This window comes from Rhodococcus sp. FG69 (genome assembly GCF_057808915.1).
The window spans coordinates 47,943-73,058 of sequence record NZ_JBMDIX010000007.1; the positions used below are offsets into that span (position 1 = coordinate 47,943).

At 63.5% G+C, this 25,116-nt stretch carries 20 protein-coding genes; 14 read left to right on the forward strand and 6 right to left on the reverse strand.

Features of this window, described 5'->3' with window-relative positions; genetic code table 11:
- Nucleotides 1-30: 30 nt before the first annotated feature.
- The 5 genes from ACODSO_RS07665 (at nucleotide 31) to ACODSO_RS07685 (ending at nucleotide 5,987) form a co-directional block, all read left to right on the forward strand.
- Entirely contained in the window at nucleotides 31-1,062 is a 1,032-nt protein-coding gene (locus tag ACODSO_RS07665; RefSeq protein WP_489036214.1) for an iron-siderophore ABC transporter substrate-binding protein, read from the forward strand.
- Between the two features lie 24 nt (nucleotides 1,063-1,086).
- Nucleotides 1,087-2,805, forward strand: coding sequence for an ABC transporter ATP-binding protein (locus ACODSO_RS07670; protein ID WP_489036215.1), 1,719 nt, complete (start codon nucleotides 1,087-1,089; stop codon nucleotides 2,803-2,805).
- A 129-nt stretch (nucleotides 2,806-2,934) separates the two neighbouring features.
- Nucleotides 2,935-4,029, forward strand: a complete 1,095-nt coding sequence (locus ACODSO_RS07675; RefSeq protein ID WP_489036216.1) for an iron chelate uptake ABC transporter family permease subunit — start codon at nucleotides 2,935-2,937, stop codon at nucleotides 4,027-4,029.
- Nucleotides 4,030-4,095: 66 nt separating this feature from the next.
- On the forward strand, nucleotides 4,096-5,175 hold the full coding sequence (locus tag ACODSO_RS07680; protein WP_489036217.1) for a FecCD family ABC transporter permease: 1,080 nt from the start codon (nucleotides 4,096-4,098) through the stop codon (nucleotides 5,173-5,175).
- On the forward strand, nucleotides 5,172-5,987 hold the full coding sequence (locus tag ACODSO_RS07685; protein ID WP_489036218.1) for an ABC transporter ATP-binding protein: 816 nt from the start codon (nucleotides 5,172-5,174) through the stop codon (nucleotides 5,985-5,987). Before ACODSO_RS07680 ends, ACODSO_RS07685 begins: the two co-directional genes overlap by 4 nt.
- Before the next feature lie 117 nt (nucleotides 5,988-6,104).
- Here ACODSO_RS07685 and ACODSO_RS07690 read toward each other — a convergent pair whose 3' ends face one another.
- Together ACODSO_RS07690 and ACODSO_RS07695 are read right to left on the reverse strand one after the other, a co-directional pair.
- A complete protein-coding gene (locus tag ACODSO_RS07690) occupies nucleotides 6,105-7,871 on the reverse strand; it encodes an ABC transporter ATP-binding protein (protein ID WP_489036220.1) in 1,767 nt (588 codons plus the stop codon).
- On the reverse strand, nucleotides 7,868-9,643 hold the full coding sequence (locus ACODSO_RS07695; protein ID WP_489036221.1) for an ABC transporter transmembrane domain-containing protein: 1,776 nt from the start codon (nucleotides 9,641-9,643) through the stop codon (nucleotides 7,868-7,870). The genes ACODSO_RS07690 and ACODSO_RS07695 overlap by 4 nt, the downstream gene beginning before the upstream one ends.
- A gap of 315 nt (nucleotides 9,644-9,958) precedes the next feature.
- Between ACODSO_RS07695 and ACODSO_RS07700 the strand changes: the two genes are divergently transcribed.
- Genes ACODSO_RS07700 through ACODSO_RS07710 form a run of 3 tightly spaced genes read left to right on the forward strand, consistent with a single transcriptional unit; the run spans nucleotide 9,959 to nucleotide 13,785 of the window.
- Complete coding sequence (locus ACODSO_RS07700; RefSeq protein WP_489036223.1) at nucleotides 9,959-10,972, forward strand: ABC transporter substrate-binding protein; 1,014 nt, start codon at nucleotides 9,959-9,961, stop codon at nucleotides 10,970-10,972.
- A gap of 30 nt (nucleotides 10,973-11,002) precedes the next feature.
- Nucleotides 11,003-12,832: a siderophore-interacting protein gene (locus ACODSO_RS07705; protein WP_489036225.1), complete on the forward strand. Its 1,830-nt coding sequence runs from the start codon at nucleotides 11,003-11,005 to the stop codon at nucleotides 12,830-12,832.
- 41 nt (nucleotides 12,833-12,873) lie between these two features.
- Nucleotides 12,874-13,785: a siderophore-interacting protein gene (locus ACODSO_RS07710; RefSeq protein ID WP_489036226.1), complete on the forward strand. Its 912-nt coding sequence runs from the start codon at nucleotides 12,874-12,876 to the stop codon at nucleotides 13,783-13,785.
- A gap of 137 nt (nucleotides 13,786-13,922) precedes the next feature.
- On the opposite strand, the gene ACODSO_RS07715 is transcribed toward ACODSO_RS07710, so the two are convergent.
- Entirely contained in the window at nucleotides 13,923-15,356 is a 1,434-nt protein-coding gene (locus ACODSO_RS07715; protein ID WP_489036227.1) for an MDR family MFS transporter, read from the reverse strand.
- A gap of 63 nt (nucleotides 15,357-15,419) precedes the next feature.
- Between ACODSO_RS07715 and ACODSO_RS07720 the strand changes: the two genes are divergently transcribed.
- Together ACODSO_RS07720 and ACODSO_RS07725 are read left to right on the forward strand one after the other, a co-directional pair.
- Nucleotides 15,420-16,304 carry a phosphoribosylaminoimidazolesuccinocarboxamide synthase gene (locus tag ACODSO_RS07720; RefSeq protein WP_489036229.1) on the forward strand — a complete coding sequence of 295 codons (885 nt, stop codon included), beginning with the start codon at nucleotides 15,420-15,422 and terminating at the stop codon, nucleotides 16,302-16,304.
- A complete protein-coding gene (locus ACODSO_RS07725) occupies nucleotides 16,301-18,430 on the forward strand; it encodes a S9 family peptidase (protein WP_489036230.1) in 2,130 nt (709 codons plus the stop codon). Before ACODSO_RS07720 ends, ACODSO_RS07725 begins: the two co-directional genes overlap by 4 nt.
- A gap of 43 nt (nucleotides 18,431-18,473) precedes the next feature.
- Here the strand turns inward: ACODSO_RS07725 and ACODSO_RS07730 are convergent, their stop codons facing one another.
- Both ACODSO_RS07730 and ACODSO_RS07735 read right to left on the reverse strand, forming a co-directional pair.
- Nucleotides 18,474-19,154, reverse strand: coding sequence for a response regulator (locus ACODSO_RS07730; RefSeq protein WP_489036231.1), 681 nt, complete (start codon nucleotides 19,152-19,154; stop codon nucleotides 18,474-18,476).
- Nucleotides 19,151-20,638 (reverse strand): sensor histidine kinase, encoded by a 1,488-nt coding sequence (locus tag ACODSO_RS07735; RefSeq protein WP_489036354.1) that lies wholly within the window; start codon nucleotides 20,636-20,638, stop codon nucleotides 19,151-19,153. The genes ACODSO_RS07730 and ACODSO_RS07735 overlap by 4 nt, the downstream gene beginning before the upstream one ends.
- Nucleotides 20,639-20,828: 190 nt before the next feature.
- Here ACODSO_RS07735 and ACODSO_RS07740 point away from each other — a divergent pair, with 190 nt between their 5' ends.
- The 4 genes from ACODSO_RS07740 to ACODSO_RS07755 all read left to right on the forward strand — a co-directional run bounded on the left by ACODSO_RS07740 (nucleotide 20,829) and on the right by ACODSO_RS07755 (nucleotide 24,400).
- Nucleotides 20,829-22,217 carry a cation:dicarboxylate symporter family transporter gene (locus ACODSO_RS07740; protein WP_489036233.1) on the forward strand — a complete coding sequence of 463 codons (1,389 nt, stop codon included), beginning with the start codon at nucleotides 20,829-20,831 and terminating at the stop codon, nucleotides 22,215-22,217.
- Between the two features lie 135 nt (nucleotides 22,218-22,352).
- Nucleotides 22,353-22,859 carry a glutathione peroxidase gene (locus tag ACODSO_RS07745; protein ID WP_068370569.1) on the forward strand — a complete coding sequence of 169 codons (507 nt, stop codon included), beginning with the start codon at nucleotides 22,353-22,355 and terminating at the stop codon, nucleotides 22,857-22,859.
- 55 nt (nucleotides 22,860-22,914) lie between these two features.
- Nucleotides 22,915-23,613 (forward strand): DUF2334 domain-containing protein, encoded by a 699-nt coding sequence (locus tag ACODSO_RS07750; protein WP_489036235.1) that lies wholly within the window; start codon nucleotides 22,915-22,917, stop codon nucleotides 23,611-23,613.
- A 145-nt stretch (nucleotides 23,614-23,758) separates the two neighbouring features.
- Complete coding sequence (locus ACODSO_RS07755) at nucleotides 23,759-24,400, forward strand: LppP/LprE family lipoprotein (protein WP_489036237.1); 642 nt, start codon at nucleotides 23,759-23,761, stop codon at nucleotides 24,398-24,400.
- On the opposite strand, the gene ACODSO_RS07760 is transcribed toward ACODSO_RS07755, so the two are convergent.
- Nucleotides 24,397-25,041 carry an MBL fold metallo-hydrolase gene (locus ACODSO_RS07760; RefSeq protein ID WP_489036239.1) on the reverse strand — a complete coding sequence of 215 codons (645 nt, stop codon included), beginning with the start codon at nucleotides 25,039-25,041 and terminating at the stop codon, nucleotides 24,397-24,399. The two genes, ACODSO_RS07755 and ACODSO_RS07760, sit on opposite strands and share 4 nt — an antisense overlap.
- Between the last annotated feature and the right edge of the window lie 75 nt (nucleotides 25,042-25,116).

Consider the following 25,116-nt stretch of genomic DNA (forward strand, 5'->3'; position numbering starts at 1 on the left):
ACGGTCGCGGCCGAACAGAAAGAAGACACAATGAAGTCTTGGGTTCGAGGACGACGCCTCGCGGCGATGGCGGTTGTCGCCATGACGAGTGTCGCGCTCGTTGCGTGCAGTTCCTCCGACGACGGATCGGACACCGCGTCGACGTCGGGCTCCTCGGTATCGAGCGACGGCGCGTTCCCTGTCACGATCGAGCATGCGTGGGGGAACACGACGGTCGAGTCGGCACCCGAGCGCATCGTCACCGTCGGCTACAACGACGAGCAGGCACTGCTCGCGCTGGGTATCAAGCCCGTCGGCATGGTCAACCAGTACCCGGGTGAGCCCGACGTGAACCGGACATGGCCGTGGGTGACCGCAGCGTGGGACGGCTACGAGCCCACCGTCGTCGGATCCAATCCCGAGGAAACGCTCAGCGTCGAGAAGATCGCCGAGCTGAAGCCCGACCTGATTCTCGCGCTGTACTCGAGTATCGACGAACGCCTCTACGAGCAGCTCTCGGAGATCGCCCCGACCGTTGCCAAGAGTGCCGATTACGGCGACTACGCAACTCCGTGGCAGATCACCACCGAGACAGCCGCGAAGGCCGTCGGCAAGGAAGCTGAGGGCAAGGAACTCGTTGCCGGTATCGAGCAGAGGTTCACCGACGCCAAGGCTGCGCACCCGGAATTCGCCGACGAAACCGCTGTCGCGGTCGTCGCCGACGCGACCCCCGAGTACTACGCATTCTCGTCCGACGACACGCGTGGACGCATCCTGACCAGCCTCGGTTTCAAGCCGGCAGCCGACGTCGACGCGCTCATGAACGGTGAGTTCAACGCTCAGATCTCCAACGAGCGTCTCGATCTGCTCGATGTCGACCGCCTCGTCGTCATCGGAAACCCCGATGTGGCGCAGGCCGTGCAGAACGACCCGAACTTCCAGCAGCTCGACGTGGTCAAGAACAACAAGGTCGTCTACGTCAGCGACGACGCAGCGCCCTATGTCGGTGCTGCACTGACCGCCAGCACCGCGCTGAGCCTGCCGTACGCTACCGACGCACTCCTTACCGAACTGACCAAATAACACCACGATCGACTGGAGGAAGAAGTGTTCGGGAAGTCCCGTCCGAAACGCACAGGTGGCGCGCTCGTCCGACGCGCCCTGAAGCGGAACTCCCGAACACTGGCCGCAGGAACAGTTCTCAACGGTTTCTACCAGATCGCCGAGACTATGGTGCCGGTCATGATCGGCGTCGTCGTCGACCGAGCAGTGGCCACCGGCAGCGTGAATTCACTGTTGGTGACCCTGCTCGGTCTCGCGGCAGTGTTCGTCGTCATCACCGTCGGATGGCGACACGGTGCACGTCTCATCGAGGCGTCCGTGCTGCAGGAAGCACACCTCCTACGTGTGGAAACCGTCGCCAAGGTCCTGCACCCGGGTGGCATTCGCACCGACCTTCGATCGGGCGAGGTACTGACCGTCTCGACGTCCGATGCCGACCAAACGGCCGTGTCACTGGAAATCGTTCCGTGGGTGGTCGGTTCACTGGTGGCCACCACCACCGCGGCGGTCTCACTGCTCGTCATCGATGTCCCGCTCGGACTAGCGGTACTCGTCGGAACCCCGATCATCCTCGTCGTCCTTCACGCCACGGGACCGCTCATCGCCCGGAAAGTCGAGGCGGCACAGGCTTCGACAGCTCGGGCGTCGGGTATGGCCACGGATCTGGTCAGCGGTATCAGGCCGCTCCGAGGTATCGGCGCGGAGAACACTGCCTCGGACAGGTATCGGGTGGCAAGCCGAAAAGCGTTGTCGGACAACCTTCGTGTCGCCAAGGTCATGGGTCTGTACCAGACCGCGTCGACGATGATCAGCGCCCTTCTCGCCGTAGCCGTCGCCGGTGGGGCGGGTTGGCTCGCGTTGCGAGGCGACATTTCCATCGGTGATCTCATTGCTGTCGTCGGGTTGTCGCAGTTCATCATCGAGCCACTCACCTCGCTCGCGTTGGCTCCGAAGACCCTGGCCATGTCCCGCGGTTCCGCAGACCGATTGGCGTTGGTACTGGATGCAGACGTGCTCGTGACGTCGGGCGAGCACTCGGTTTCGGAACTGCCATCGGTGGCGCTGCGCGGGATCCGGCACCGCAGCCTTCGCGGTCTCGAGCTCGATATCGGACCCGGCGAGCTCGTCGGCGTCGTGTCGTATTCGCCGCAGGACAGTGAGGCGCTCGTCGAGGTCGTGTCGGGCCAGATCTCGCCTACCGACTACGACGGCAGCCTGCTGCTCGACGGTATTCCGATCGAGGAGATCGAACTGGCAAGCGCGCGTTCGGTAGTGCTCGTCGAGCCGCACAGACATGACTTGTTCGCGGGCACCGTCGGATCCAACGTTCGAGTAGGAGTAACCGACGGACGAGAATCCGTGGTAGATCTCGCACTCGAGCATTCGGCGAGCCTCGATGTCCTCGCCGCCAATCCAGCAGGGCTCGACCACGCGGTCACCGATCGTGGCGCGAGCCTGTCCGGTGGTCAGCGTCAGCGGCTGGCCCTCGCACGAGCCCTCGCGGCGGAGCCTCCGGTACTCGTGTTGCACGATCCGACGACGGCAGTCGACGCCGTCACCGAGCACGCGATCGCGGAAGGCATTGTCGCGCTACGCCATGACGGCGAGCGTCGTCACACGACCATCATCGTGACATCCAGCCCGTCGTTGCTCAGTGTCGTCGATCGCGTCGTCGTCCTCGACGCAGGCAAGGTTCTGGCCGAGGGCACTCACCAGGACTTCGCGCAGAACGACGAGCGCTACCGCGATGCCGTAGTTCGCTGAGCGCGCCAAGGTGGTATGGCTATCCTAATTCGACTGTGTAGAGTGCTTGATTCAGGCAGAAACGTGCTCCGATGAGGCCGAAGTGTCCGTTCTGCACCGAACTGCTGGGTTGATGTCGGGAGCACGTCCATGACTACGGTGGCGAACACACCAGGTGGCGACAATCACCTGGAAGGACCGGTTTCCGGGCCACTGGAGAGTCCGACCACTCCCGGCGGACTCGCCAAGACCAATGCACGGCGCACTCTAGGACTGTTCGCCGTCATCGGCCTTCTGTGTGTCATCTGTTTGCTGAGTATCGCGGTCGGTACCAAATACATCCCACTCGGCGAAGTGTGGAACGGCCTCGTCGCGTTCGACGATTCGAACAACGCCGTCATCATTCGTGAACTGCGGCTGCCGCGAACGGTTCTCGGCCTGATCGTCGGGGTCGCGCTCGGAGTCAGTGGTGCGCTCATTCAGGCGATGACGCGAAACCCGCTGGCCGACCCCGGAATTCTCGGGGTCAACGCAGGTGCGGCGTTCTTCGTGACACTGGCGGTCGGGTTCTTGGGGTTTTCCGGAATCTGGTCGTACATCTGGTTCGCGTTTTTCGGTGCCATTGTCGCGACCGTCGCCGTGTACGCGGTCGGGTCCATGGGGCGAGCCGGCGCGACGCCCATCAGGCTGACGTTGGCAGGCATCGCTCTCGGTGCGGTGCTAGGTGGCATCACGACGGGGTTGACGCTGCTCGACCCGGAGGCGTTCGACAAGATGCGCTTCTGGGGAGCTGGGTCGCTGTCCGGCCGGGGGCTCGACATCTCCTTCGCCATCAGCCCGTTCGTGGTTCTCGGACTTGTCCTTGCATTCGTCATCGCGAGGCCGCTCAATGCCATCGCGCTCGGCGACGATCTCGCGCATTCGCTCGGTGCCAAAGTGAGGAACACCCGGGTCATCGGAATAGTCGCGGTGACCCTGCTTGCCGGTGCGGCGACGGCCGCAGCTGGACCTATCGGTTTCGTCGGGTTGATGATTCCGCACATGGTTCGGTGGTTCGTCGGTCCCGATCAGCGCTGGATTCTGCTGTACACCGTGGCAGCAGCGCCGTGCCTGTTGCTGTTGTCCGATGTCGTCGGACGCATCGTGATCAGACCGGGTGAGCTGCAGGTGGGCATCGTGACGGCGTTCGTCGGTGCGCCGGTTCTGATCTTGCTGGTCCGTCGCAAGAAGGTGAGTGGCCTGTGAGCGGAGCCTGCGGAGTGAATCGATGGAGACTGTGAGCGGAGCCTGCGGAGTGAATCGGAAGAGGTTGTGACTCTTGTGGAGCCGGTGCGTGGTGATTCCGAGGTCGACTTCGGTCGCCGAGTACGCATTCTCCGGTTCGGCGACGACAGGATCAACGGTCGAATCGGTGTCCGGCCCGTGCTCGTCTGCGCGATCCTGGTTCTGTTGTCGTTGGTGGTGTCGGTCTTTGCGCTTGGAACGGGTGATGTGTCGATCCCGCCCGCCGAAGTGCTGCGCGCAGTTTTCTCCGATGCTCCGCGATTCACCGAGCTCGTCGTCATGGAATGGCGGTTCCCGCGTGTTGTGCTCGCTTTGCTTCTCGGCGGCGCACTGGGTGTGTCCGGTGCGATCTTTCAGTCGTTGACGCGAAATCCGTTGGGTAGCCCTGACATCATCGGGTTCGACACCGGCGCATACACCGGGGCGCTCATCGTCATACTGACCATGAGCGGCGGCTACTATCAGACCGGCGCGGGCGCGCTCATCGGTGGAATCTGCACTGCAGCAGTGGTTTATCTGCTCGCGTTCAAGCGGGGAGTGCAAGGATTTCGCCTCATCATCGTCGGCATCGCTGTCAGTGCGACTCTTGCTTCGATCAACACGTGGCTCATCATCAAGGCCGACCTCGCCGACGCGATGGCCGCGGCCGTGTGGGCGGCGGGCAGTCTGAACGGTTCGAGCTGGGTGCAGGTGGGGCCGGTCGTCGTCGTATTGATGGTCATCACACCGATCCTGACCGTCGTCGCAGGGCGGCTGCCCATGCTGGAACTGGGTGACGATGCGGCGAAAGCCCTGGGCATTCGTGCCGAGCCGACTCGTCTGATTCTGATCGTCCTCGGTGTCGCCCTGACCGCAATGGTGACGGCCTCCGCCGGACCAATTTCGTTCATCTCGCTTGCAGCACCGCAGTTGGTGCGCCGGCTGACCAAGACTGCGGGTGTCGCGCTGATTCCGTCGGCCGTCATGGGCGCATTCCTGCTCGTACTGAGCGATTGGGCCGCCCAGCGACTGTTCGCGCCCACGCAGCTGCCGGTCGGTGTCGTGACCGTGTCCATCGGTGGAGCGTATTTCGTGTGGTTGTTGGCTCGGGAAGGTAGAAAGCAGTGACGCAGGCTTCGGAGGATGGGGTGAAGGCGCAGGTGCGGCTGCACGCCGACGACGTGACGATCGGCTATGACAAGCGCATCATCAGCGAAAACCTGACGGTCGAGATTCCCGACGGCAAGTTCACCGTCATCGTCGGGCCGAATGCATGTGGAAAATCGACTCTTTTGCGGGCCCTTTCGCGGTTACTCAAACCGGAAGCGGGTACCGTCCTGCTCGACGGCAAGGCGATCTTCTCCTATCCGGCGAAAGAAGTTGCCCGACGCCTTGGACTGCTGCCGCAGACGTCCATCGCTCCCGACGGAATCTCCGTCGCGGATCTCGTTGCGCGCGGACGTTATCCGCACCAGAAGCTCATTCGGCAGTGGTCGAGGGATGACGAGGCTGCGGTGGTGTTCGCGATGAAAGCGACCGGTGTCTCGGAGCTCTCGGGCCGACTGGTCGACGAGTTGTCCGGGGGACAGCGTCAGCGAGTCTGGGTGGCCATGGTGTTGGCGCAGCAGACGCCGCTGATGCTTCTGGACGAGCCGACGACGTTTCTCGACATCGCGCATCAGATCGATCTGCTCGAGTTGTGCTCTCGACTCAATCGCGAGCAGGGCAACACCTTGGTCGCGGTGTTGCACGATCTCAATCATGCTTGTCGCTATGCCGACCACATCATCGCGATGAAGGACGGACAAGTCGTCACGGTCGGTGCGCCGGGTGATGTCATCACGGCTGAACTGGTCGAATCGGTGTTCGGATTGCCATGCCGCATCATCGAGGATCCGGAATCGCACACACCGCTCGTCATTCCGCTTGCGAGGCGCTGATCGACTGCGGCTCCGCCGCAGTGGCACGGTTAAGTGCAGTGGGGTGCACTCAACCGTGCCACTGGCGCGGAGCGCCAGGAGCGATACGGTGTCACGGTCACGGCAAGTCGGCGTCGTCTATCTCGACGCTGTCGAAGTGGACCAGAGTCGGGAGTAGCGTCCGCAGGCGGACAGGAGCTCGTCGTGACTGCCCTCTTCGATCACCTTCCCCTTCTCGAGCACTATGATTCGGTGGCAGACACGTGCCTGCGAGAGCCGATGGGCGATCACGATCGCCGCGCGCCCGGCCAGTGCGCGAGAGGTTGCTTCGTCGAGCAGGGATGCGTTTCGCGAATCGGCTTCGGCGGTCGCTTCGTCGAGTATTGCCACCTGTGGGTCGTGAAGTACCAAGCGAGCCAGCGCGAGCAGCTGAGCATCGGCGCCGCTGAGGCGGTGGCCTTCGTCGCCGAGCACGGTGTCGAGTCCGTCGGGGAGCGATGTCACAAGCGCGTCCGCGCACACAGTGGACAGGGCCGCATGTAGATCCTCGTCCGATGCGCCGGGCGCTGCAAGGGCGAGGTTCTCGCGCAGCGTCGCGGAGAATACACGGCCTTCCTGGCTGAGGTACGCGATGTGGTTGCGCTCGACGGTGGTGTGAATGCGCCCGATCGGTTCGCGGACGCCCGCGACGAGTTTGGCCAGCGTGGTCTTTCCCGACCCGGTCGATCCGACGATGGCAACGCGCTCCCCGGCGTTCAGAGTCATGGTGATCCCCTCGAGGACGAGGTGGTTCGGTCGGTAGGCGAAGCGAATGTCATCGACGTGGACGAGCGGATCGTCACTACCTGAGTCAGGTTGTGCGGTAACGTTTGTCGGAGATGTCTGGACTGGGTTCCGGGTGACCCCGACCACTCGGGCGAGTGACGCGGCGGCGGACTGCAGATCGTCCAAGACGAACATGAGCATCGAGATCGGACCGGTCACCTGGAGAAACAGAAGCGAAGCGGCTGTGATCTGTCCGAGGGTCGTCCCGGATAGAGATGCGAGCAGGAAACCGCAGCCGAGTATCAGTAGCAAGCAGATCGCCTCGGCTAGGTTGATGCGGCCGAAGAATCGGTTCTGCATGATGCGGGCTCGCACCTCCCATTGCGCGACATCCCAGGTGGCGGAACGGATGCCGTCGACGCGAGCAGGTCCGGCGTGGAAAGCGGTGACGGTCGGCAAAGCGGTGAGGGTGGTGAGTATCTGCTCCCCGCGGGTGCTGTCCGCCGACCTCAGCGCACTGTACACCGGGGGAACCGAGGGGAGATACGAGCGGAGCGCGCGGGCGTACAACGGCATTGCCAGCAGGAACGCGATACCGAATCGCCAGTCGATCGCCGTCGTTCCGATGACCGTGAGCGTGATGGTGAAGATCGCCGACGCCAGGGTCGGCAGGATGCCCGGGAGGTCGTCGGAGACCGTGCGAGTGTCGGTCGCCGCGCGGGTGACGATGTCGCCGACGCCTACTCGTTCCACTTCGGCCTCGGGTAGATCGAGGGTTGCGGAGATGAACTTCTCACGTAGTTCGGCGACCATCGTATCGATGACGCGTCCCAGCGCGACGATGCCGAAGAACTGCACGGCGCCTCCGGCGATCGCCGCGACGGCCAACGCAGCCAGCTGCCACCAGAAGACGGAGGGGACCCCCGATTCGCTACGGCCGGTTACGGTGTCGACTATCCATCCGATCGTCAACGGCAGAACCAGTGACGCGGTGGAGGCGATCAGCAGCAGCAGTGTGATGCCGCCGATTTGCCACCATCGTCCGGCCGCGAGCGTGGCCATCTCTGTGCGCATCTGTCGCCAGTCGGCGACCGGGAGGCGTTGTTCGTGGTGTGGTGTCGACTCGGTGGTGCTACTCATGACGCAGATCCCCGTGCCATTCCCTCATGTCCGAGGACGATGCTGCGGTCTGCAACGGAATGGAACGCAGGCGAGGACGTGAGCACGATCGTGGTGAAACCTCCACGCGCGCTGCGCATGTTTTGCGCTATGTCGTGTTCGGTCGCCGAGTCGACTGAGTTCGTCGGATCGTGCATGACCAGTACCGGAGCCTGCCGATACAGCGCGCGCGCGAGTGCGACGCGCTGACGCTGTCCACCGGACAAGGTGCGGCCACCGTCGCCGACCCGGGTGTCGTACCCGTGTGGCAGTTCGCTTTCGAGGCTGTCGCAGCGCGCGGCGGCCAGTGCAGCCAGCGCCCGAGAGTGTTCCTTCGAATCGGCGTCGACGCGTTCGGTGGTCACGTTCTCGAGCACCGTCGGCTCGAGGAGATCGGACTGGTGAGGTGCGACCAGGATCGTGCGCCTGACCTGAGTCGGAGCGTGTTCGCGCAGCGGGCGATCGTCGAGCGTGACGTGGAGTACGTCGGACTCGCTGGTCCGCGAGGTGAGAGTCAGTGCAGCGACCAGCCTCTCGGCATCTACAGCGATCGGGTCGATGGCCACGAACTCACCCGGACCGATGATCAGGGCTTCGACCAGGGAGGAGCCGTGTATTCGAAGAGTCGGTGCGGATGCGACGTCGGCTGTGCCGAGGGCCTCGGGATCGGGGTCGATGTGTAGTCGGTCCAGGACGCGGCGGCCGGAGGCGAGAACCTCCGCGCCCAGTGTCGCGGCCTCCTCGATGAGGATTCGCAGCGGATCGAGAAGCACCTGGGCCATGGCTGCCGCAGCGATGAGCCCGCCGATGGAAATCGAACCGTCGAAGGTGAGCACTGCGGCGACGACGGTCACGACGCCGGCGAAGAGGCCGGTCAGGGCAGTGTTGACGCCGATCAGCGCGCCTTCGGCTTTGTTGGCGGCCAGCGTTCCTCGCAGTGCTGCTCGGCTCACGCCGCGGTAATGTTCGGCAGCGGCGCGCTGCGCATGGATTCCGGCGATGACGCGGTATCCCGAGACCAGGTCGGCGGCAGCGCCTGCGGCGTCGGCGATGCCTTCCTGTTCCTGTTCGGTACGAACGCGCAGTGGCCTGGCGATCATTGCCATCACTGCCAGCAGCAGTGGCGACCCGATGACGACCGTCAGGCCCAGGATCGGGTGGATCGTGAACAGCGAGACCGCCGCAACGACGATAGCGACGAGGTTCCCGAGTGGATAGATGGCGAAATATATCGCGCTGCTGGTTCTATCGCTGTCGGATGTAGCGACGGATAGCAGTCGCCCGGGTAGTTGCGGCCCACCCGCGGTGCCTCGCACGTCCAGGATCCGCTCGACGACGCGTGCGGAGAGCTCGTACTTCGCTCTCTGTACCGCGTACCAACCGATCCGCCCGCCGAAGCGGTACGTCAGGTTGATCACGACATAGAGCCCGGCAATCACCGCGATCCACCGCAGGAAGTCGCCGATGGCGTCCCCCGCGGGGGTGCCGGTCGTGACCGGTCCGATGCCCTGGTCGATCGCCGCGCCGAGTGCCAAGGGAACCAGCGTGATCGCCGTGTTGTACAGGACCAGGAGCAGGCAACCGAGGGCTGCGTGCCAGCCGGCGGACCTGACGATGGAGGCCGCCAGTCCCATTGGAGACATGCTCTCGCGGATGATGATTCGGCGTTCCGGCGGGGTGTCGGGGATGTCGAAGAAGACAGGAAGGTGCTTGGGCGGATTCCACGCTGCCCTTTCCTGGGAGGCCTCGGTCATGTGCGATTCGCTACCACGTCGGACGTCCGCGGAAGGCAGTTGGGCCAGCGCGTGTGGCGTGCCATGCTGCGGATCGGGTGGACTTCGTTGTTTCTCGCGCCGCGAACCACGGTGTAGTTACTCCATCGGATGGGTCAGGTGGATCGGCATCCACAGCGCCGAATCAGTGAGGACAGCCTAGCCTGATATGGTCGCAACTGGTCGGTCTCGTCACCGGCTGTGTCGGCTGCTGCTTCATCGACCTGCTCGTACGCCGTCTCCGGCGGAAGCGTCGTCCGCGTTTCAACTGCACGATCGATTCCGAGAGGCCAAGTCTTGTTCGACTCACCATTTCACCGCAGCAGCATTCGCGCGGTTGCCACGGTCGCGGCCGTCGCTGCACTCGGTCTCGGCGTGTCCGCGTGCAGCAGCGGTGACGGCTCGGGTAGTGCTGACTATTCCGCGACGAGCGACACGCGCGTGATCTCCACCGACCGCGGCGACATCGCCGTTCCGGTAGATCCACAGCGTATCGCGGTGCTGTCTGCAGGTCTGGCAGGCTACCTCTTCACTCTCGACGCTCCGATCGCCATCACCGACACTCGGCTGCTCGGGGTGACCAACCTGGACGGCGGTTTTCCGCCGCAGTGGGCGGACAAAGCCGAGGCGCAGGGAACCGAGGAGTTGCCGGCAGGTGAGACTCTCGACATCGAGGCGATTGCGTTGGCCCACCCCGACCTGATAATCGGTGGTGGGCAGGGCTTTTCCGCAGTGCTCGCAGGCGAAGCCTACGACCAGCTCGCGGCCATCGCACCCACTGTGCTCATTCCGTCGTCGGTCAACACCTGGCAGGGTGAACTCGAGGCGGTGGCCGACGCCGCTGGAGAAAGCGACAAGGTCCGCGGCCTCGTGGAGGCGTACGAGGACAAGGTCGCCGAGGTCGGTGCCGCGATCACCGCCCCCGAATTACCGGTGGCGTACTTGCTGTCGCTCAGTACCAACGAACCGGCGTTCATCCCACCGACGGCCGCGTTGCCGGAGCTGTTGGCGAGTGTCGGTTTATCGGCCGACGACGTGCTGGCCAAAGCCGACGACCCCGAGCTCTACGGTTCTGGAGATTCGTTCATCATCAGCAACGAGCTGCTGTCGAAGGTTGGTGATGCTCCGACCATGTTCGTCGTCCCGGTCGCTGGTCGTACCCTCGATCAGCTCCGGGCGGACCCGTTGTATGCCTCGCTGCCGGCGTTCGCGACCGGCGAGGTCTTCGAGCTTCCGGCTACCAGTTACCGCCCGGACTACGACGGCGTCATGGACACGCTGGACCGCGTCCAGCAGTTGTTCACCAGCTGACAGACACACGAGAGCACAGGGAGTAGTTCGATGGCTGGGACCGTCCGTGAGGTCGAGGTCTTTCCGATCCGCATGCGAGAGCTCGATGTACTGCGGGTCGAGGACGTCACTCCTGGCATGCGACGGGTGACGGTCGGGGGTCCATCGATGGATCAGCATGTACGGGACGGAATCGTGATTCCGGCGGTGCGCACGAGTGGTTTCGACGACGACATCAAATTGCTGCCCGCCGATCCGGTCACCGGCACGCTTCCGTTCGAGGAACCTACGAACTCGGCGGACGGGACTGTCGACTGGCCGGCGGGTTCGTTCCAGTACTCCCGGACCTACACGGTGCGTCGATTCGACCGTGATGCTCGTGAGATGGACATCGATTTCGTCGTCCACGCGGGCGGCCTCGCTGCCGAGTGGGCCAACCGGGTGGGACCCGGGGAGAAGATCTTGATTGCCGGACCGAAGCACTCGTCCTCACTTCCCGTCGGGGTGGACTGGATGCTTGTCGCGGGGGACGAGACCGCTCTGCCTGCAATTGCGCACTGCCTCGAAAAGCTCCCCTCGGATCTGCCCGCCACCGTAGTGATCGAGGTCGCCGAACCCGCACATCGTCAGGAGCTGCTATCCGACGCCGACGTGGACATCACGTGGCTGTACAGATCCGACAATGGTGGCGAGTCGCGGCTGGCGCAGACCGTGCAGGACGCACAGTGGCGCCGCGGCCAGCCGTATCTATGGGTGGCAGGGGAGTCGACGACGGTCAAGCCGCTCCGTCGATGGGCGAAGCACGACACGAACCTGGACAAGCGGTTCGTCGAGATCGCAGGATACTGGCGTCGCCGTGACATCGCCGCCGATGGTGACATCGCCGCCGATGGTGACCGCGCCGCGGATGTTGCAAGTGCCGGCGAGTCGCTGCACGAACTTTCTGAGTTGTTGCCACCGCTCGTGATCAGAACGGCAGTGACGCTGGGAGTATTCTCTGCCGTCGACGGAGGTGCAGACTCGGTCGAAGAGATCTCCGCACACTGCAATTCGCATCCAGGAGCAACGGCGAAGCTTCTACGGCACCTTGTGCTCATGGGTCTGCTGACCGTCGACGCTGGGCGCTTCTCCGCGACCGAGAAAGGGGCGATCCTCGGCGACGACGATGGGCCTGTTGCGCAGGCACTGAACTTCGACAGCATCCAGACGCGACTGGACATGGCATTCATGGGATTGGTCGACTCTGTGCGCACAGGCAGCCCCGCGGCTGGTCACGGATTCGCCGACAAGGCCAGTGAACCCGGTTTCACGGCGGGCTTTCACGAGGAATCTGCATTCGAGGCGTTGTACCGATCACCGGCACTCCCCACCGCAGTCGACCTCGCCGACGTGGACAGTGTGGCTGTGTACGGCGAAGGAGCAGGTGTGTACGCGGACACCCTGGCGAGGCTGCTACCTCGTCTGGAGATCTATCTCGTGGGACTGCCGGCATTGGGAGACAGGAACTTTTCCGATATCGTCGAGTCTCGCCGCGGGCGGGTCACGCGTATCGATTCGAGTGAGTTCACGCCTCTCGCACAACCTGTCGACCTGGCTGTGGGCGTAGGCGTCGTCGACACGATGCCAGATCCCGACGCGATTCTGCTGATCGCAACCCTTGCTCGTTCGGCGCGGCGCGTCGTACTCGTCACTGACCTGCTCGACCCGTCGACCACCGACGACCACGTCACCGAGGACGATCTTCGCAGGCTGTGCCTGTACGGGTCGGGTCTGAGAACCGAGACCGAACTGACGGCTCTCGTGCGTGAGGCTGGCGCACGAGAGCCACGATTCGGGGCACTGGGGTGGGGATCGACCGTCGTCGAATACACAACTGTGTAGAAGGCTGACTCAGGGGTACATGTTCAGAGGAAAGGAATGCCATGACGGACAACCGGATCGACGGCAGCGCCGAGAAGGGCTACTGGTTCGCCGAGGTCGTCGAGGTCGAACAACTCACGCCCCACATGGTGCGAGTGACATTCGGCGGTGATGACGTCGCGGAGTACACCTCGATCGGGGTTCCCGACGAGTGCGTCACCATCTTCTTCGCTCGCGACGGCGAGGACCGCCCGCCTGCCATGACCGACGTCGATGGCACGTGGTGGTATCACGACGTCGAACCCATGCCGGAGGGGCGGAACTACACGGTTCGTCGATTCGACACCGATACAGGTCTTCTCGTCATCGACTTCGTCGCGCACGAGGGGGGCGTTGCGGCCACGTGGGCGTTGAATGCGGCTGTCGGGCAGGTAGTTCTGTGGACCCGTCCTCGATCCTGGTACAACATTCCTGATTCTGCGGAGTGGCAGTTGCTCGTCGCCGACATGACGGGCTTGCCCGCACTCGGCAGAATCGTCGAGGAACTTCCAGCGGGCGCGAAGGCACACGCGATCGTCGAGGTTCTCGAGCGCGGGGATATCCAGCAGTTCGAGACTGCAGGCGACGTCACGTACGACTGGCGAATCGGTTCCGGCAACGGTGATTGCGCGAGCGTTCTCGACGCCGCAGTGCGCGAGTATGTCCTGCCGGAAGGCGAGGGATACGTGTGGTTCGCCGGCGAAGCTGCGTCGTCACGCATCGTCCGCAAGTACATTCGCAAGGAAGTCGGATATCCCGTACGGCAATTCGAGATCATCGGCTACTGGCGGGTGAACTCGGAGCAGTGGCTCGAAAAGTACAAGAAGTACCAGGAAGAAGCCCTCGCCGTGTACAACGGCGCGCTCGAGGCTGGCCGTAGCGAGACCGAGGCGAGCGAGGAGTTCGACGCCCTGTTGGAGCGGGTGGGGCTGTAGGGCTGGGGCTCTGGGGCGGCTACGCCGCCAGTGGCACACTTAGGGTTCCTCTGGTGCACTTATCCGTGCCACCTAGGCGGAGCCGTTCTAGGGTGCTGCCGGCGGAGCCGTTCTAGGGTGCTGCCGGCGGAGCCGTTCTAGGGTGCTGAGGCGGAGCCGGGTGATGCTGGGGCGGGGCCCCGGCCCGGCATGAGCATCGCGGCGAGAAGCATCAGCACGGCGGCTGCGGCGACGCCGATGAAGACCAGGTGGATGGCGTCGGACAGCTGTTCGGGCGCTGGATCCCCGGAGACTCGCGAGTTGACGATGGCGCCGAAGATCGCGACGCCGACCGCGCTGCCGATGGATCGGGCGAACATGTTCGTCGAGGTTGCGACACCTCGCTCGTCCCACTCGACGCTCGATTGCGCCGCGATGAGCGTCGGACTGGCGATGAGCCCCATGCCCAGTCCGACGACGAAGCAGACGGCCGCGATCATCCAGATCTGCGAGTCGGCGCCGATAAGTACGCCAAGTCCGGTTCCGACGACTGCGATCGAGCCGCCGGTCAAGGCTGTCGCCCGGAAGCCGAAGCGGAGGTAGAACTTGCCCGACAGTGACGCGGCGATCGGCCACCCGAGCGTCAGGGTCGCCAGCGCGAAGCCCGCCACGATGGCACCCGTGCCGAGAACACCTTGGACGAACGTCGGAACGTACGACGTCAGACCGAGCACGATCGCGCCGACGAGCAGTGAAATCAGGCTACTGACGACGAGGACGCGTCGAGTGAACACCCACAACGGCAGGATGGGCTCTTCGGCGCGGGTCTGTTGCCACGTGAAGAGCGCAAGCGAGACGATTCCGGCGGCGAAGATACCGACGGACATGCCAGACCCCCAGGCCCAGGACTGTCCGCCCTCCAGCAGGCCGAGCAGCACTGCAGTAGCCCCAACCGTCAACAATCCGGCGCCGAGATAGTCGATCTTGGGTCTGGGACCGCTGACCGGTTCTTCGTGGAACCGCCTGATCAGCATCCACGCTGCGAGCGCGCACAGCGCAATGTTGACGAAGAAGATCCATCGCCATGACAGGAACTCGGAGAAGAAACCGCCGAGGGCAGGTCCGAGCACCGAGGACATTGCCCACACGCTGGCGAGGTAGCCCTGTGCTTTCGCACGCTCCTGCAGCGTGTAGATGTCGCCGGCGATGGTTATCGACATCGGTTGGACGGCTCCAGCGCCCAGTCCCTGGATGGCGCGGAACACGATCAGCGCGGGCATGCTCCACGCCAGGCCGCACAGAATCGAGCCGAGAAGAAACAGTCCGATTCCCCACAGCATGACTTTCTTGCGCCCGAAGAGGTCGGCGAGTTTGCCGTACAACGGCACCGACACGGCCTGCGCCAGCAGGTAGATCGAGAACAACCACGGGAACTGACTGAAGCCACCGAGATCGCCGACGATCGTCAACACTGCCGTCGCGATGATCGTGGAATCCAGCGCGACGAGGGACGTGCTGAGCATCAACGCGATGAGTACCGGTCCGCGTTCGGAGCGGAATCCGACTCCTGCCACCTCTTGTTTCGTTGCCATCACCAACCATTCTTCTCCTGTCGCCGGGAAGGCCCGAAACCAGGCCCGGATAGGGTTGACTGCGTGCGCCCAACTCTCAGTAGCTACCAGCATCTGGCCGGCGGCAAGGTTCGCGATCTGTACATCGTCGACGACGACCATCTGCTGCTCGTCGCGAGCGATCGCATCTCCGCCTACGACCACGTTCTCGATACGCCGATACCCGACAAGGGACGCGTCCTGACGGCGATGAGCGTGTTCTTCTTCGACCAACTCGGCGGCGTGAATCATCTCGCCGGCGACCCACTCGACGAGCGAATCCCGCGGGAGTTGCTCGGCCGGGCCCTCGTGGTGAAGCGGTTGCAGATGGTGCCGATCGAATGCGTTGCCCGCGGTTACCTCACCGGATCGGGACTGGCCGACTACCAGAGCACCGGTGCGGTGTGCGGCGTCGCGTTGCCCGACGGTCTGGTCGAGTCGAGCAAACTCGACGAACCGATCTTCACGCCCGCGGCCAAAGCTGCGCTCGGCGAGCACGACGAGAACGTCGACTTCGCCGCCGTGGTGGACAAGGTCGGCGAGGAGCTCGCATTCAAGCTCCGTGAGGACACACTCGAAATCTACGTTCGCGCCGCAAACTTCGCGCTGGACCGCGGAATCATCCTGGCAGACACGAAGTTCGAATTCGGCCGGGACTCCGATGGCAATCTCGTGCTCGCCGACGAGGTGCTCACTCCCGACTCCTCTCGCTATTGGCCCGCCGATGGATACGAAGCGGGTCGAACGCAACCGAGTTTCGACAAGCAGTACGTCCGCGACTGGCTGACGGGGGAGTCGGGGTGGGACCGACGAAGTGACGCACCCCCTCCCGCGCTTCCGGACGAGGTCGTCGCTGCGACCAGAGCACGGTACATCGAGGCCTACGAACGTATTTCGGGCCTCAACTTCGACGATTGGGTCAAGCCATGACAGTAACTCCACCCATTGCCAAGAAAGTGCCGCTCGAGCGGACGCACCACGGAGACACGTTCGTCGACAACTACGAGTGGTTGCGTGAGAAGGAAGACCCCGAGGTCATCGCCTACCTCGAGGCAGAGAACGCGTACACCGAGCAGCAGACTGCCGGCCTCGAGGAACTTCGCGGAAAGATATTCGACGAGATCAAGTCACGTACCCAGGAAACGGACCTGTCCGTTCCGACAAGAATGGGTGACTGGTGGTACTACTCGCGGACTATCGAAGGCAAGTCCTATGGCCTGCAATGCCGTTGCCCTGTTGCCTCGCCCGACGACTGGACGCCTCCCGACCTCTCCGGCCACGCTGCGGTGCCGAACGAGCAGATTCTCCTCGATTCGAATCTCGAAGCCGAGGGGCACAGTTTCTTCTCGCTCGGTGCATTCTCCATCAGCCAGGACGGCAACCTGCTGGCGTACTCCACCGACACCGAGGGCGATGAGCGGTACACGCTGCGTTTCAAGGATCTTCGGACCGGAGAGATGCTCCCCGACGAGATCGAGAAGGTCTCTACCGGCGCAACCTGGTCTTTCGATCACGGCCACGTTTTCTACCAGACCGTCGACGAATCCTGGCGGCCGGACACCGTGTGGCGGCACAAGCTAGGAACGCCGTCCGAGTCGGACGTCAAGGTCTTCCACGAGCCCGACGAGAGCTACTGGGTCGGATTCGGGTCGACTCGTAGCGAGAAGTACTTGATGATCTGGGTCGGCTCGAAAATCACCTCCGAATGCCTCGTCCTCGAATCCGAGAATCCCGAAGGCGAATTCCGCGTCGTACTCCCTCGGGTTGCCGGCGTCGAGTACAGCGTCGAGCATGCGGTGGTCAAGGGTGAGGATCGATTTCTCATCCAGCACAACGGATCCGTCAACGGCTGGGGCACCGAGGGGGAGAAGGCCGAGAACTTCCTGCTCGCCGACGCGCCCGTCGACGATCCGTCGAATCAGACCATCCTGATTCCGCATCGGGACGACGTTCGACTCGAGGATGTCGACGCGTTCGCCGACCACCTCGTGCTCAACTATCGCCGGGAAGCGCTGACGCGATTGGCGATCTGGCCGCTCGGTGCCGACGGGTACGGCGAGTATCGCGAACTCGAGTTCGAGGAAGAACTATTCGCCGTCGGCGCAGGGTCGAACCCGGAGTGGAAGCAGCCCATGCTGCGCATGGTGTACACCTCGTTCATCACGCCGGGGCAGGTCTACGACTACGACCTGTCGACCGGTGAGTTGCTGCTCCGCAAGTCGCAGCCTGTTCTCGGTGATTTCGACGCGAACGACTACGTGCAGCACCGTGATTGGGCAGTGGCGTCGGACGGTACGCGCATTCCTCTGTCGATCGTAGTGCGCAAGGACGTTCCCGAGGGGCCTGCTCCGACGCTGCTGTACGGCTACGGGTCCTACGAGGCGTCGATGGACCCGGCGTTCTCCGTGGCTCGGCTCTCGCTGCTGGACCGCGGGATCGTCTTCGTTGTCGCGCACGTTCGTGGTGGAGGCGAAATGGGGCGGCACTGGTACGAGAACGGCAAGACGCTGACGAAGATGAACACGTTCACCGACTTCGTCGCAGCGGCACAGCACCTGATCGATACGGGACGCACGTCGCCGAAACATCTTGTCGCCGACGGTGGCAGTGCGGGCGGACTGCTGATGGGCGCAGTGGCCAACCTGGCACCGGAGTTGTTCAACGGGATCCTCGCGAACGTACCGTTCGTCGACCCACTGACCTCGATCCTCGACCCGTCGCTGCCGCTCACCGTCATCGAGTGGGACGAGTGGGGTAATCCGTTGGCGGACAGGGAGGTGTACGAGTACATGAAGTCGTACAGCCCCTACGAGAACGTCGAGGCCAAGGACTATCCGTCGATTCTGGCGATCACTTCCATCAACGACACTCGCGTTCTGTACGTCGAGCCCGCCAAATGGGTTGCTGCACTGCGAGCGACGAAGACGGGTGACTCCGAGTTGCTCCTGAAGACCGAGATGAGCGCCGGCCACGGCGGTGTCAGTGGGCGGTACGAGAAGTGGAAGGAAGCGGCCTTCGAGTACGCCTGGATCGTGCAGCAGACCGGCGCTACGTAGGGCGTCCGGCTGTCCCGCCCCCGGGGCTCAGGGCGCGGAGCGCCTACCGCCACACATACCGCACCTGGGGGCGACCGGCCTTGCCGTACTCGGTGTTTCGAACAACCAGACCGTCGTCAGCGAGACGCTCCAGGTATCGCCATGCCGTCACCCGCGACACCCCGACCAGCTTGGCGGCCTCGGATGCATTCAGGCCTCCCGGTGCGTCTCGGACGATCGCGGTGACGCCGTCCATGGTTTGCGGCGCAATGCCTTTCGGCGTCGACAATCGCTCGTCCGCGGTGCGCAGATGTGACATTGCTCGGTCGATGTCACGTTGACTCGCGGCGTTCTCGCCCGCTGCCAGCGCATCGTGAAATTCGCTGTAGCGTTCGAGCTTGTCACGAAACGCGGCGAAGGTGAACGGCTTCAGCAGGTACAGCACAACACCGTGGGCGACCGCCGAACGCACCACCGACAGATCTCGCTCCGACGTGATCGCGATGACGTCGGGGCTCGGACGTAGCCCGCCGAGCGCAGCGGCGACGTCGATTCCGTTGGAGTCGGGCAGCCCGATGTCGAGCAGCACGAGGTCGATCGGTTCAGTGGCCTCACTTGCCGCTCGGAGCGCCGCGGATCCGGTGTGGACCATACCGGCGACGGTGAAGCCCGGCATGCGCTCGACGTAGGTGCGGTGCGCTTCGGCGATGAGTGGCTCGTCCTCGACGATCAGTACGCGGATCACGTCGTGGGCTCCGTAGGAATCGTCGCTGTCAGCACGGATCCGTACGTCACCTCGGACGTCAACGTCCCGCGATAGCGAGTCACGACCTGGGTGACGAGCGCGAGTCCGAGGCCGCGAGAGCCGGATTTGGTCGAGTATCCTCGCGTCAACGCGGTCTCGAGCACCTCGGTGGGCATTCCGGGACCGCTGTCCGACACACGGACCACTAGTTCGGACGTCGAGTCACGCACTGTTACTTCGACCCACGGCTGTTCGGACTCCTTCGACGCATCGATTGCATTGTCTATCAGATTGCCGACCAGCGTGACCAATTCGCGTGGAGTGACTATTCCTGCATGATCGAGCGCGGTGTCCTCGGTGATCGTCAATTCGACGCCTTGCTCTGCCGCCTGGCTCACCTTGCCGAGCAGTAGCGCGGCCAGTGCAGGCTCGTTCACCGCCCCCATCAACCTGTCGATGAGATGTTGCGACAGCTCGAGGTCCGCCGTCGCGAATGCCACTGCCTCCTGGGGACGGCCGAGCTCGACCATCGTGATGACCGCGTGGAGACGGTTTGCCGACTCGTGTGCCTGCGATCGCAAGGATTCGGCGAAGCTGCGCACCGAGTCGAGTTCGCCGATCATGCCCTGCAGTTCGGTTCGATCGCGAATGGTGAGGACGTCACCGAGCGTGCGTCCTTCCCACATCACCGGATCTTGGTTGACCACCAGGACCCTCGTGTCCGTCAAGTGCAGTTCACCACCGGAAGACATGTGCTGCAACGATTCCGGTAGATCTTCGCGACGGACCGGACCATCCGGAAGGTCGAGCAGGCGTCGGGCCTCGTCGTTGACGATCTCCGCGGTCCCGTTCTTCCCGAACACGAGCAGACCCTCACTGATGGAGTGGAGGACGGCGTCGTGATGCTCGTACATCGACCGCAGCTCATCCGGCGCCATCCCCAATGTCTGACGGCGCAATCTGCGGCTGAGGGCCACCGAACCGATCGCCGCGACGATGAAGGCCGCGAAGACGACGCCGATGATCAGCGGCAGACCCGAGACGAACTGGTCGCTTATCTTGTCTCGCGTCACGCCGGCCGACACGAGTCCGACGATGTCGCCGTTCACGTCGGTAACCGGGGTGACCGACCGTATCGACGGGCCGAGCGACCCGACGTATGTCTCGGTGAACGTCTCGCCTGCCAGCGCTCGGTCGATGTTGCCGCTGAACGGCTTGCCGATCAGGTCGACGGTCGTGTGCGTGAATCGGGTGCGGTCCGGCGCCATGACGACGATGAAGTCGACGCCCGTGATCATTCGAATTCGTTCGGTCTCCGGTTGCAGAACGGCACTCGGATTCTCGGATCGGATCGAGATCGGCGTCGACGGTTCGTTCGCGATACTCGCGGCTACTGCGATCACTTCGCGGCGCGTGGCTTCGTCGCTGTTGGTCCTCTCGTTGATGATCGTCAGCACACCACCGGCGAAGACGATCACGGCCATGACGATCAACTGCAGAACCAGAACCTGCCCTGCGACGCTCGTCGGGCGTTTTGCCACGTGCTGCCTCGTTTCGTGAACCTGCCGTGTGAACAGAATGAACGTATTCGTGACTGCCATCACGATCTCTACCAACATCGTCCCTTAGCAAGGCGTGATCCAACTCACTCCATAAGTCACAAAGGACGTAACCATGACTACCAGCATCGTTGCTGACGAGAACCGGAACCCGGCTCCCGAACCCAAGAAGAAGCGCGACAAGACCCACTGGCTCTACATCGCGGTGATCATCGCGGTCATCGCCGGCGTCATCGTCGGACTGGTGGCCAAAGATTTCGCCTCGGACCTGTCCATTCTCGGAACGCTGTTCGTCAGCTTGATCAAGATGATGATCAGCCCGGTCATCTTCTGCACCATCGTTCTTGGCATCGGTTCGGTGCGGGCCGCGGCGAGCGTCGGCCGAGTCGGTGGCCTTGCACTCGCCTACTTCATCGGTATGTCGACCATCGCGCTCGGCATCGGCATGGTCGTCGGCAACTTGATCAAGCCCGGTGACGGGCTGAACATCGAGCCGAACAGCGCGGGTGCGGAGTTGGCGGACAAGGCCCACGAGGCCGGCGGCACCATGGACTTCATCGCCGGGATCATTCCGGACACGTTGGTGTCGTCGCTCACGGCCGGTTCCGTCCTGCAGACTCTGTTCGTCGCCATCCTCGTCGGCTTCGCTCTGCAGGCGATGGGTAAGCAGGGTGAAGGCATCCTCAAGGGCATCGGAGGAGTGCAGAAGCTGGTGTTCCGCATCTTGACGATGATCCTGTGGCTCGCCCCGATCGGTGCGTTCGGCGCGATTGCAGGCGTGGTCGGTAAGACGGGGTTCGACGCCGTCATCCAGCTCGGCACCTTGATGCTGGCGTTCTACATCACCTGCTTCATCTTCGTCTTCTTCTTCCTCGGCCTGATCCTGAAGTTCGTCTCCGGCTTCTCGATCTTCAAGCTGGTCAAGTACCTGGCCCGTGAGTACCTGCTCATCGTCGCTACCAGCTCCTCCGAGTCGGCACTGCCGCGTCTGATCGCCAAGATGGAGCACGTCGGTGTCGAGCGCACCACCGTCGGAATCGTCGTCCCGACCGGCTACTCGTTCAACCTCGACGGCACCGCGATCTACCTGACGATGGCCTCCATCTTCATCGCCGACGCCATGAACATGCCGCTCTCGCTCGGCGAGCAGTTCTCGCTCCTGCTGTTCATGATCATCGCCTCCAAGGGCGCGGCGGGTGTCTCCGGAGCCGGCTTGGCGACGCTGGCCGGTGGATTGCAGAGCCACCGCCCCGAATTGCTCGACGGGGTCGGCCTCATCGTCGGGATCGACCGGTTCATGTCCGAGGCCCGTGCACTGACGAACTTCTCGGGCAACGCCGTCGCTACCCTGCTGGTCGGAACATGGACCAAGACCATCGACGCAGGCCGGGTGAACGAAGTCCTCAGCGGCAAGTTGCCGTTCGACGAGGAGACCATGGTCGACGACCACCTGCCGGAAGACGACAAGTACGTCGAACTGGAGAAGACCGCCGTCAAGGCGTAGTGCCCCACCTGGTGACGCGCACCCCCCGTCATCAGGTGTGTAGCAAAAGAGCGATCCTCGCACCATGAGGGTCGCTCTTTTGTGTTCTCGCATGCCGACTCACCACATGTCGGTACTCACAGGTAAGTTCAAGAAATGACTGAAGTCCAGAATATCGGCATCAATACGCTGGGCGGTGCGCCCACCTCGCTCGATGAGTATGCAGGCAGGGCGGTCCTGGTCGTCAATGTTGCCTCGAAGTGTGGATTGACCCCCCAGTACGCCACGCTCGAGAAGCTCGCCACCGACTACTCGGCGCAGGGTCTGTCGGTTATCGGCATCCCGTGCAACCAGTTCGGTGGACAGGAGCCGGGCACCGCGGAGGAGATCGAGACGTTCTGCTCCACCACCTACGGCGTCACCTTCCCGATGATGGAGAAAGTGGACGTCAACGGCGAAAACCGGCATCCGCTGTACGCCGAACTCACCAAAACCGAGGATGCCGACGGCACTGCGGGAGACATTCAGTGGAACTTCGAGAAGTTCCTCATCTCTCCGGACGGTGTGGTCACCAATCGATTCCGTCCGCGCACGGAACCGGATGCGCCCGAGGTCCTCGCTGCGATCGACAAGATCCTGCCGAAGGAAACTATCGCCGTTTAGACGCGATCAATTCTGCCGTCGAGCCTCGTTCACCCTGGTGTGCGAGGCTCGACGCATGTCTGGAGCATTGATCGTGTCGGTGAGCGGAATCAAGGACGACACTTGCGAGAACGCGGCGGAGTTCGCCCGTGAACTGGACAAGCGTGGCGTTGCGCTCTCGCTTCTCGTTGCGCCGAGGCTCAAAGACAAGTATCGCTTGACGCAGGACGAGAGCACTCAGGACTGGCTGCGGGGGCGTCGGGATCAGGGCGATGCAATCATCCTGCACGGCTACGACCAGGCCGCGACCAAGCGTCGTCGCGCGGAGTTCGCGACTCTGCCACGGCACGAAGCCCGACTTCGATTGATGGCCGCCGACCGCGTCATGGAGCAGACCGGGTTGCGTACACGGGTTTTCGCGGCGCCTCGGTGGATCGCCTCGCCCGGCGCTGTGTCGGCTCTGCCGGATGCCGGTTTCCGAATGATTGCCGGGGTGACCGCAATTCACGATCTCGAATCGGGTTCGCATGTGCGAGGCCGTGTTCTGGGAATCGGTGAGGGCTTCAAGGCCGAACCGTGGTGGTGTCGCGCCCTCGTGATCGGCGCAGGGCGCACCGCGCGCCGCGGTGGGTTGGTTCGTCTGGCCGTGAGCGCCAAGCAACTCGGCCGCTCCGGTCCGAAGCAAGCCATTCTCGACGCCATCGACCTCGCGCTGTACAGCGGAGCGACGCCCGGCGTGTACGAGCACGTCCGGAAGATCGGTCGGGCGGCCTAGCCGAAGGTTCGGCTCCGCCGCCAGTGGCGCGGTTAAGTGCACTCCGACGCGCTCGAACGTGCCACTGGGCAGGATGCCGCCCGTAACAGACCGTCAGGTCTGGACGATGTTTCCTCGGGACGTGCAAACGAACTCGAGGTGGCTCATGAAACGACTTCTGCTCGTGGGACTCGGTGCGACTGCCCTTGTGGCATGCGGAGACTCGGATGGAGGGACGGCAACGGCTGTCTCGGAATCGTCCGCTGCACCGGGGCAACAGAACGTCACCCAGACCATCGCGCCGTCGGTCGGAGCGCGACCGGACGTCAGCGATCAGATTCCAGCCCTCCCACCGCAGGTTCGGATCCCGACTGTTCCAGCTGCGGAACCGGAAGCTCTACCGGGGCCGCCAGTCGTGTGCCCGGGCATCGCGTCGCCCGTCGTGGCGGACGCAGTGGCGTCGTTACCGCCGTATTTCGACGACGCGCCGTGGGTTGCCTACGAGATGGGCGACCCGTGCGCGTCGTTCACCTGGGTTTCCGCGACGTCGGAGCGTGCGACGGCCAGCACCCCCGACCACCATCTCTTCTTCCACGACGGGGTCTACCTCGGTACGGCGACAGCCGAGCCGTACAGCTTCTCGTCGGTAGTGGACCAGACCTTCGACACCGTGACCGTGAGTTACCGCTGGCTCCTCGGCGACGAAGCTTTTGCCGCCCCTGAGGGCGGCCCGGTGGCCATCCGCTACCAGTGCAACGGTTCGCAGGTCACGATGCTCGACGCGCTGCCGCCCGAGGTCACCGGCTAGATCTGCACGCTCGTTTCCTCGTCGAACGTGCGGAACTCCGTGTTCTCGTCGGCCATGTCCTTGAATCGGCCGTAGTAGATGCCGCGCGCTTGCTCTGCGACGACGGCCTGGTGGATCGGGAAGGCCGTCCGGGGCGCCACGGCGCGGAGGAACTCGATCGTCTCCGACAGCTTCGACCACGGCGCGGCGGTAGGCAGCGCAAGAACGTCGACCTTCTGCTCGGGGACGAACAGCGAGTCACCCGGATGTAGGAGTTGACCGGGATTCTCCGGGGTACCGAGTAGGTAGCCAGTGTTGTCGATCACGGGCAGCTCGGGATGAATGACGGCGTGGGTGCCGCCCACGCCCGTCACCTGAATGCCGCCGACAGAGAAGACATCGCCCGCGTGAGTGGCCGTCCACCGTGTCCCGAGCTGTGACGCCGTCATCGGGTCGGCGTAGAGCGCTGCACTCGGATTGCCCTCCAGTAGAGCCGGAAGTCGTTCCAGGTCGACGTGATCCGGATGCTGGTGGGTGATGAGAATGGCGTCGAGATCGGTGATTCCGTCGAACCCGTGCGAAAAATTGCCGGGGTCGATGAGGACGGTCGTTCCGTTGAGTTCGACGAGTACACAGGAATGTCCGAAGTGAGTCAGCCGCATGCCTCCACAGTAAGCGCAGTTTCGCGCCTGCACGAGGTCCTGCGTAGACTCTCCACCTGCCGGTACCTATATCTC

Bases quoted from the DNA above. Each gene is read 5' to 3' on its own strand.
- ACODSO_RS07710 (WP_489036226.1), top strand. From the start codon at position 12,874: ATGACGGACAACCGGATCGACGGCAGCGCCGAGAAGGGCTACTGGTTC.
- ACODSO_RS07705 (WP_489036225.1), top strand. From the start codon at position 11,003: ATGGCTGGGACCGTCCGTGAGGTCGAGGTCTTTCCGATCCGCATGCGA.
- ACODSO_RS07735 (WP_489036354.1), bottom strand. From the start codon at position 20,638: ATGGCCGTGATCGTCTTCGCCGGTGGTGTGCTGACGATCATCAACGAG.
- ACODSO_RS07690 (WP_489036220.1), bottom strand. From the start codon at position 7,871: ATGAGTAGCACCACCGAGTCGACACCACACCACGAACAACGCCTCCCG.
- ACODSO_RS07675 (WP_489036216.1), top strand. From the start codon at position 2,935: ATGACTACGGTGGCGAACACACCAGGTGGCGACAATCACCTGGAAGGA.
- ACODSO_RS07665 (WP_489036214.1), top strand. From the start codon at position 31: ATGAAGTCTTGGGTTCGAGGACGACGCCTCGCGGCGATGGCGGTTGTC.
- ACODSO_RS07750 (WP_489036235.1), top strand. From the start codon at position 22,915: ATGTCTGGAGCATTGATCGTGTCGGTGAGCGGAATCAAGGACGACACT.
- ACODSO_RS07715 (WP_489036227.1), bottom strand. From the start codon at position 15,356: ATGGCAACGAAACAAGAGGTGGCAGGAGTCGGATTCCGCTCCGAACGC.
- ACODSO_RS07740 (WP_489036233.1), top strand. From the start codon at position 20,829: ATGACTACCAGCATCGTTGCTGACGAGAACCGGAACCCGGCTCCCGAA.
- ACODSO_RS07755 (WP_489036237.1), top strand. From the start codon at position 23,759: ATGAAACGACTTCTGCTCGTGGGACTCGGTGCGACTGCCCTTGTGGCA.
- ACODSO_RS07695 (WP_489036221.1), bottom strand. From the start codon at position 9,643: ATGACCGAGGCCTCCCAGGAAAGGGCAGCGTGGAATCCGCCCAAGCAC.
- ACODSO_RS07745 (WP_068370569.1), top strand. From the start codon at position 22,353: ATGACTGAAGTCCAGAATATCGGCATCAATACGCTGGGCGGTGCGCCC.
- ACODSO_RS07760 (WP_489036239.1), bottom strand. From the start codon at position 25,041: ATGCGGCTGACTCACTTCGGACATTCCTGTGTACTCGTCGAACTCAAC.
- ACODSO_RS07725 (WP_489036230.1), top strand. From the start codon at position 16,301: ATGACAGTAACTCCACCCATTGCCAAGAAAGTGCCGCTCGAGCGGACG.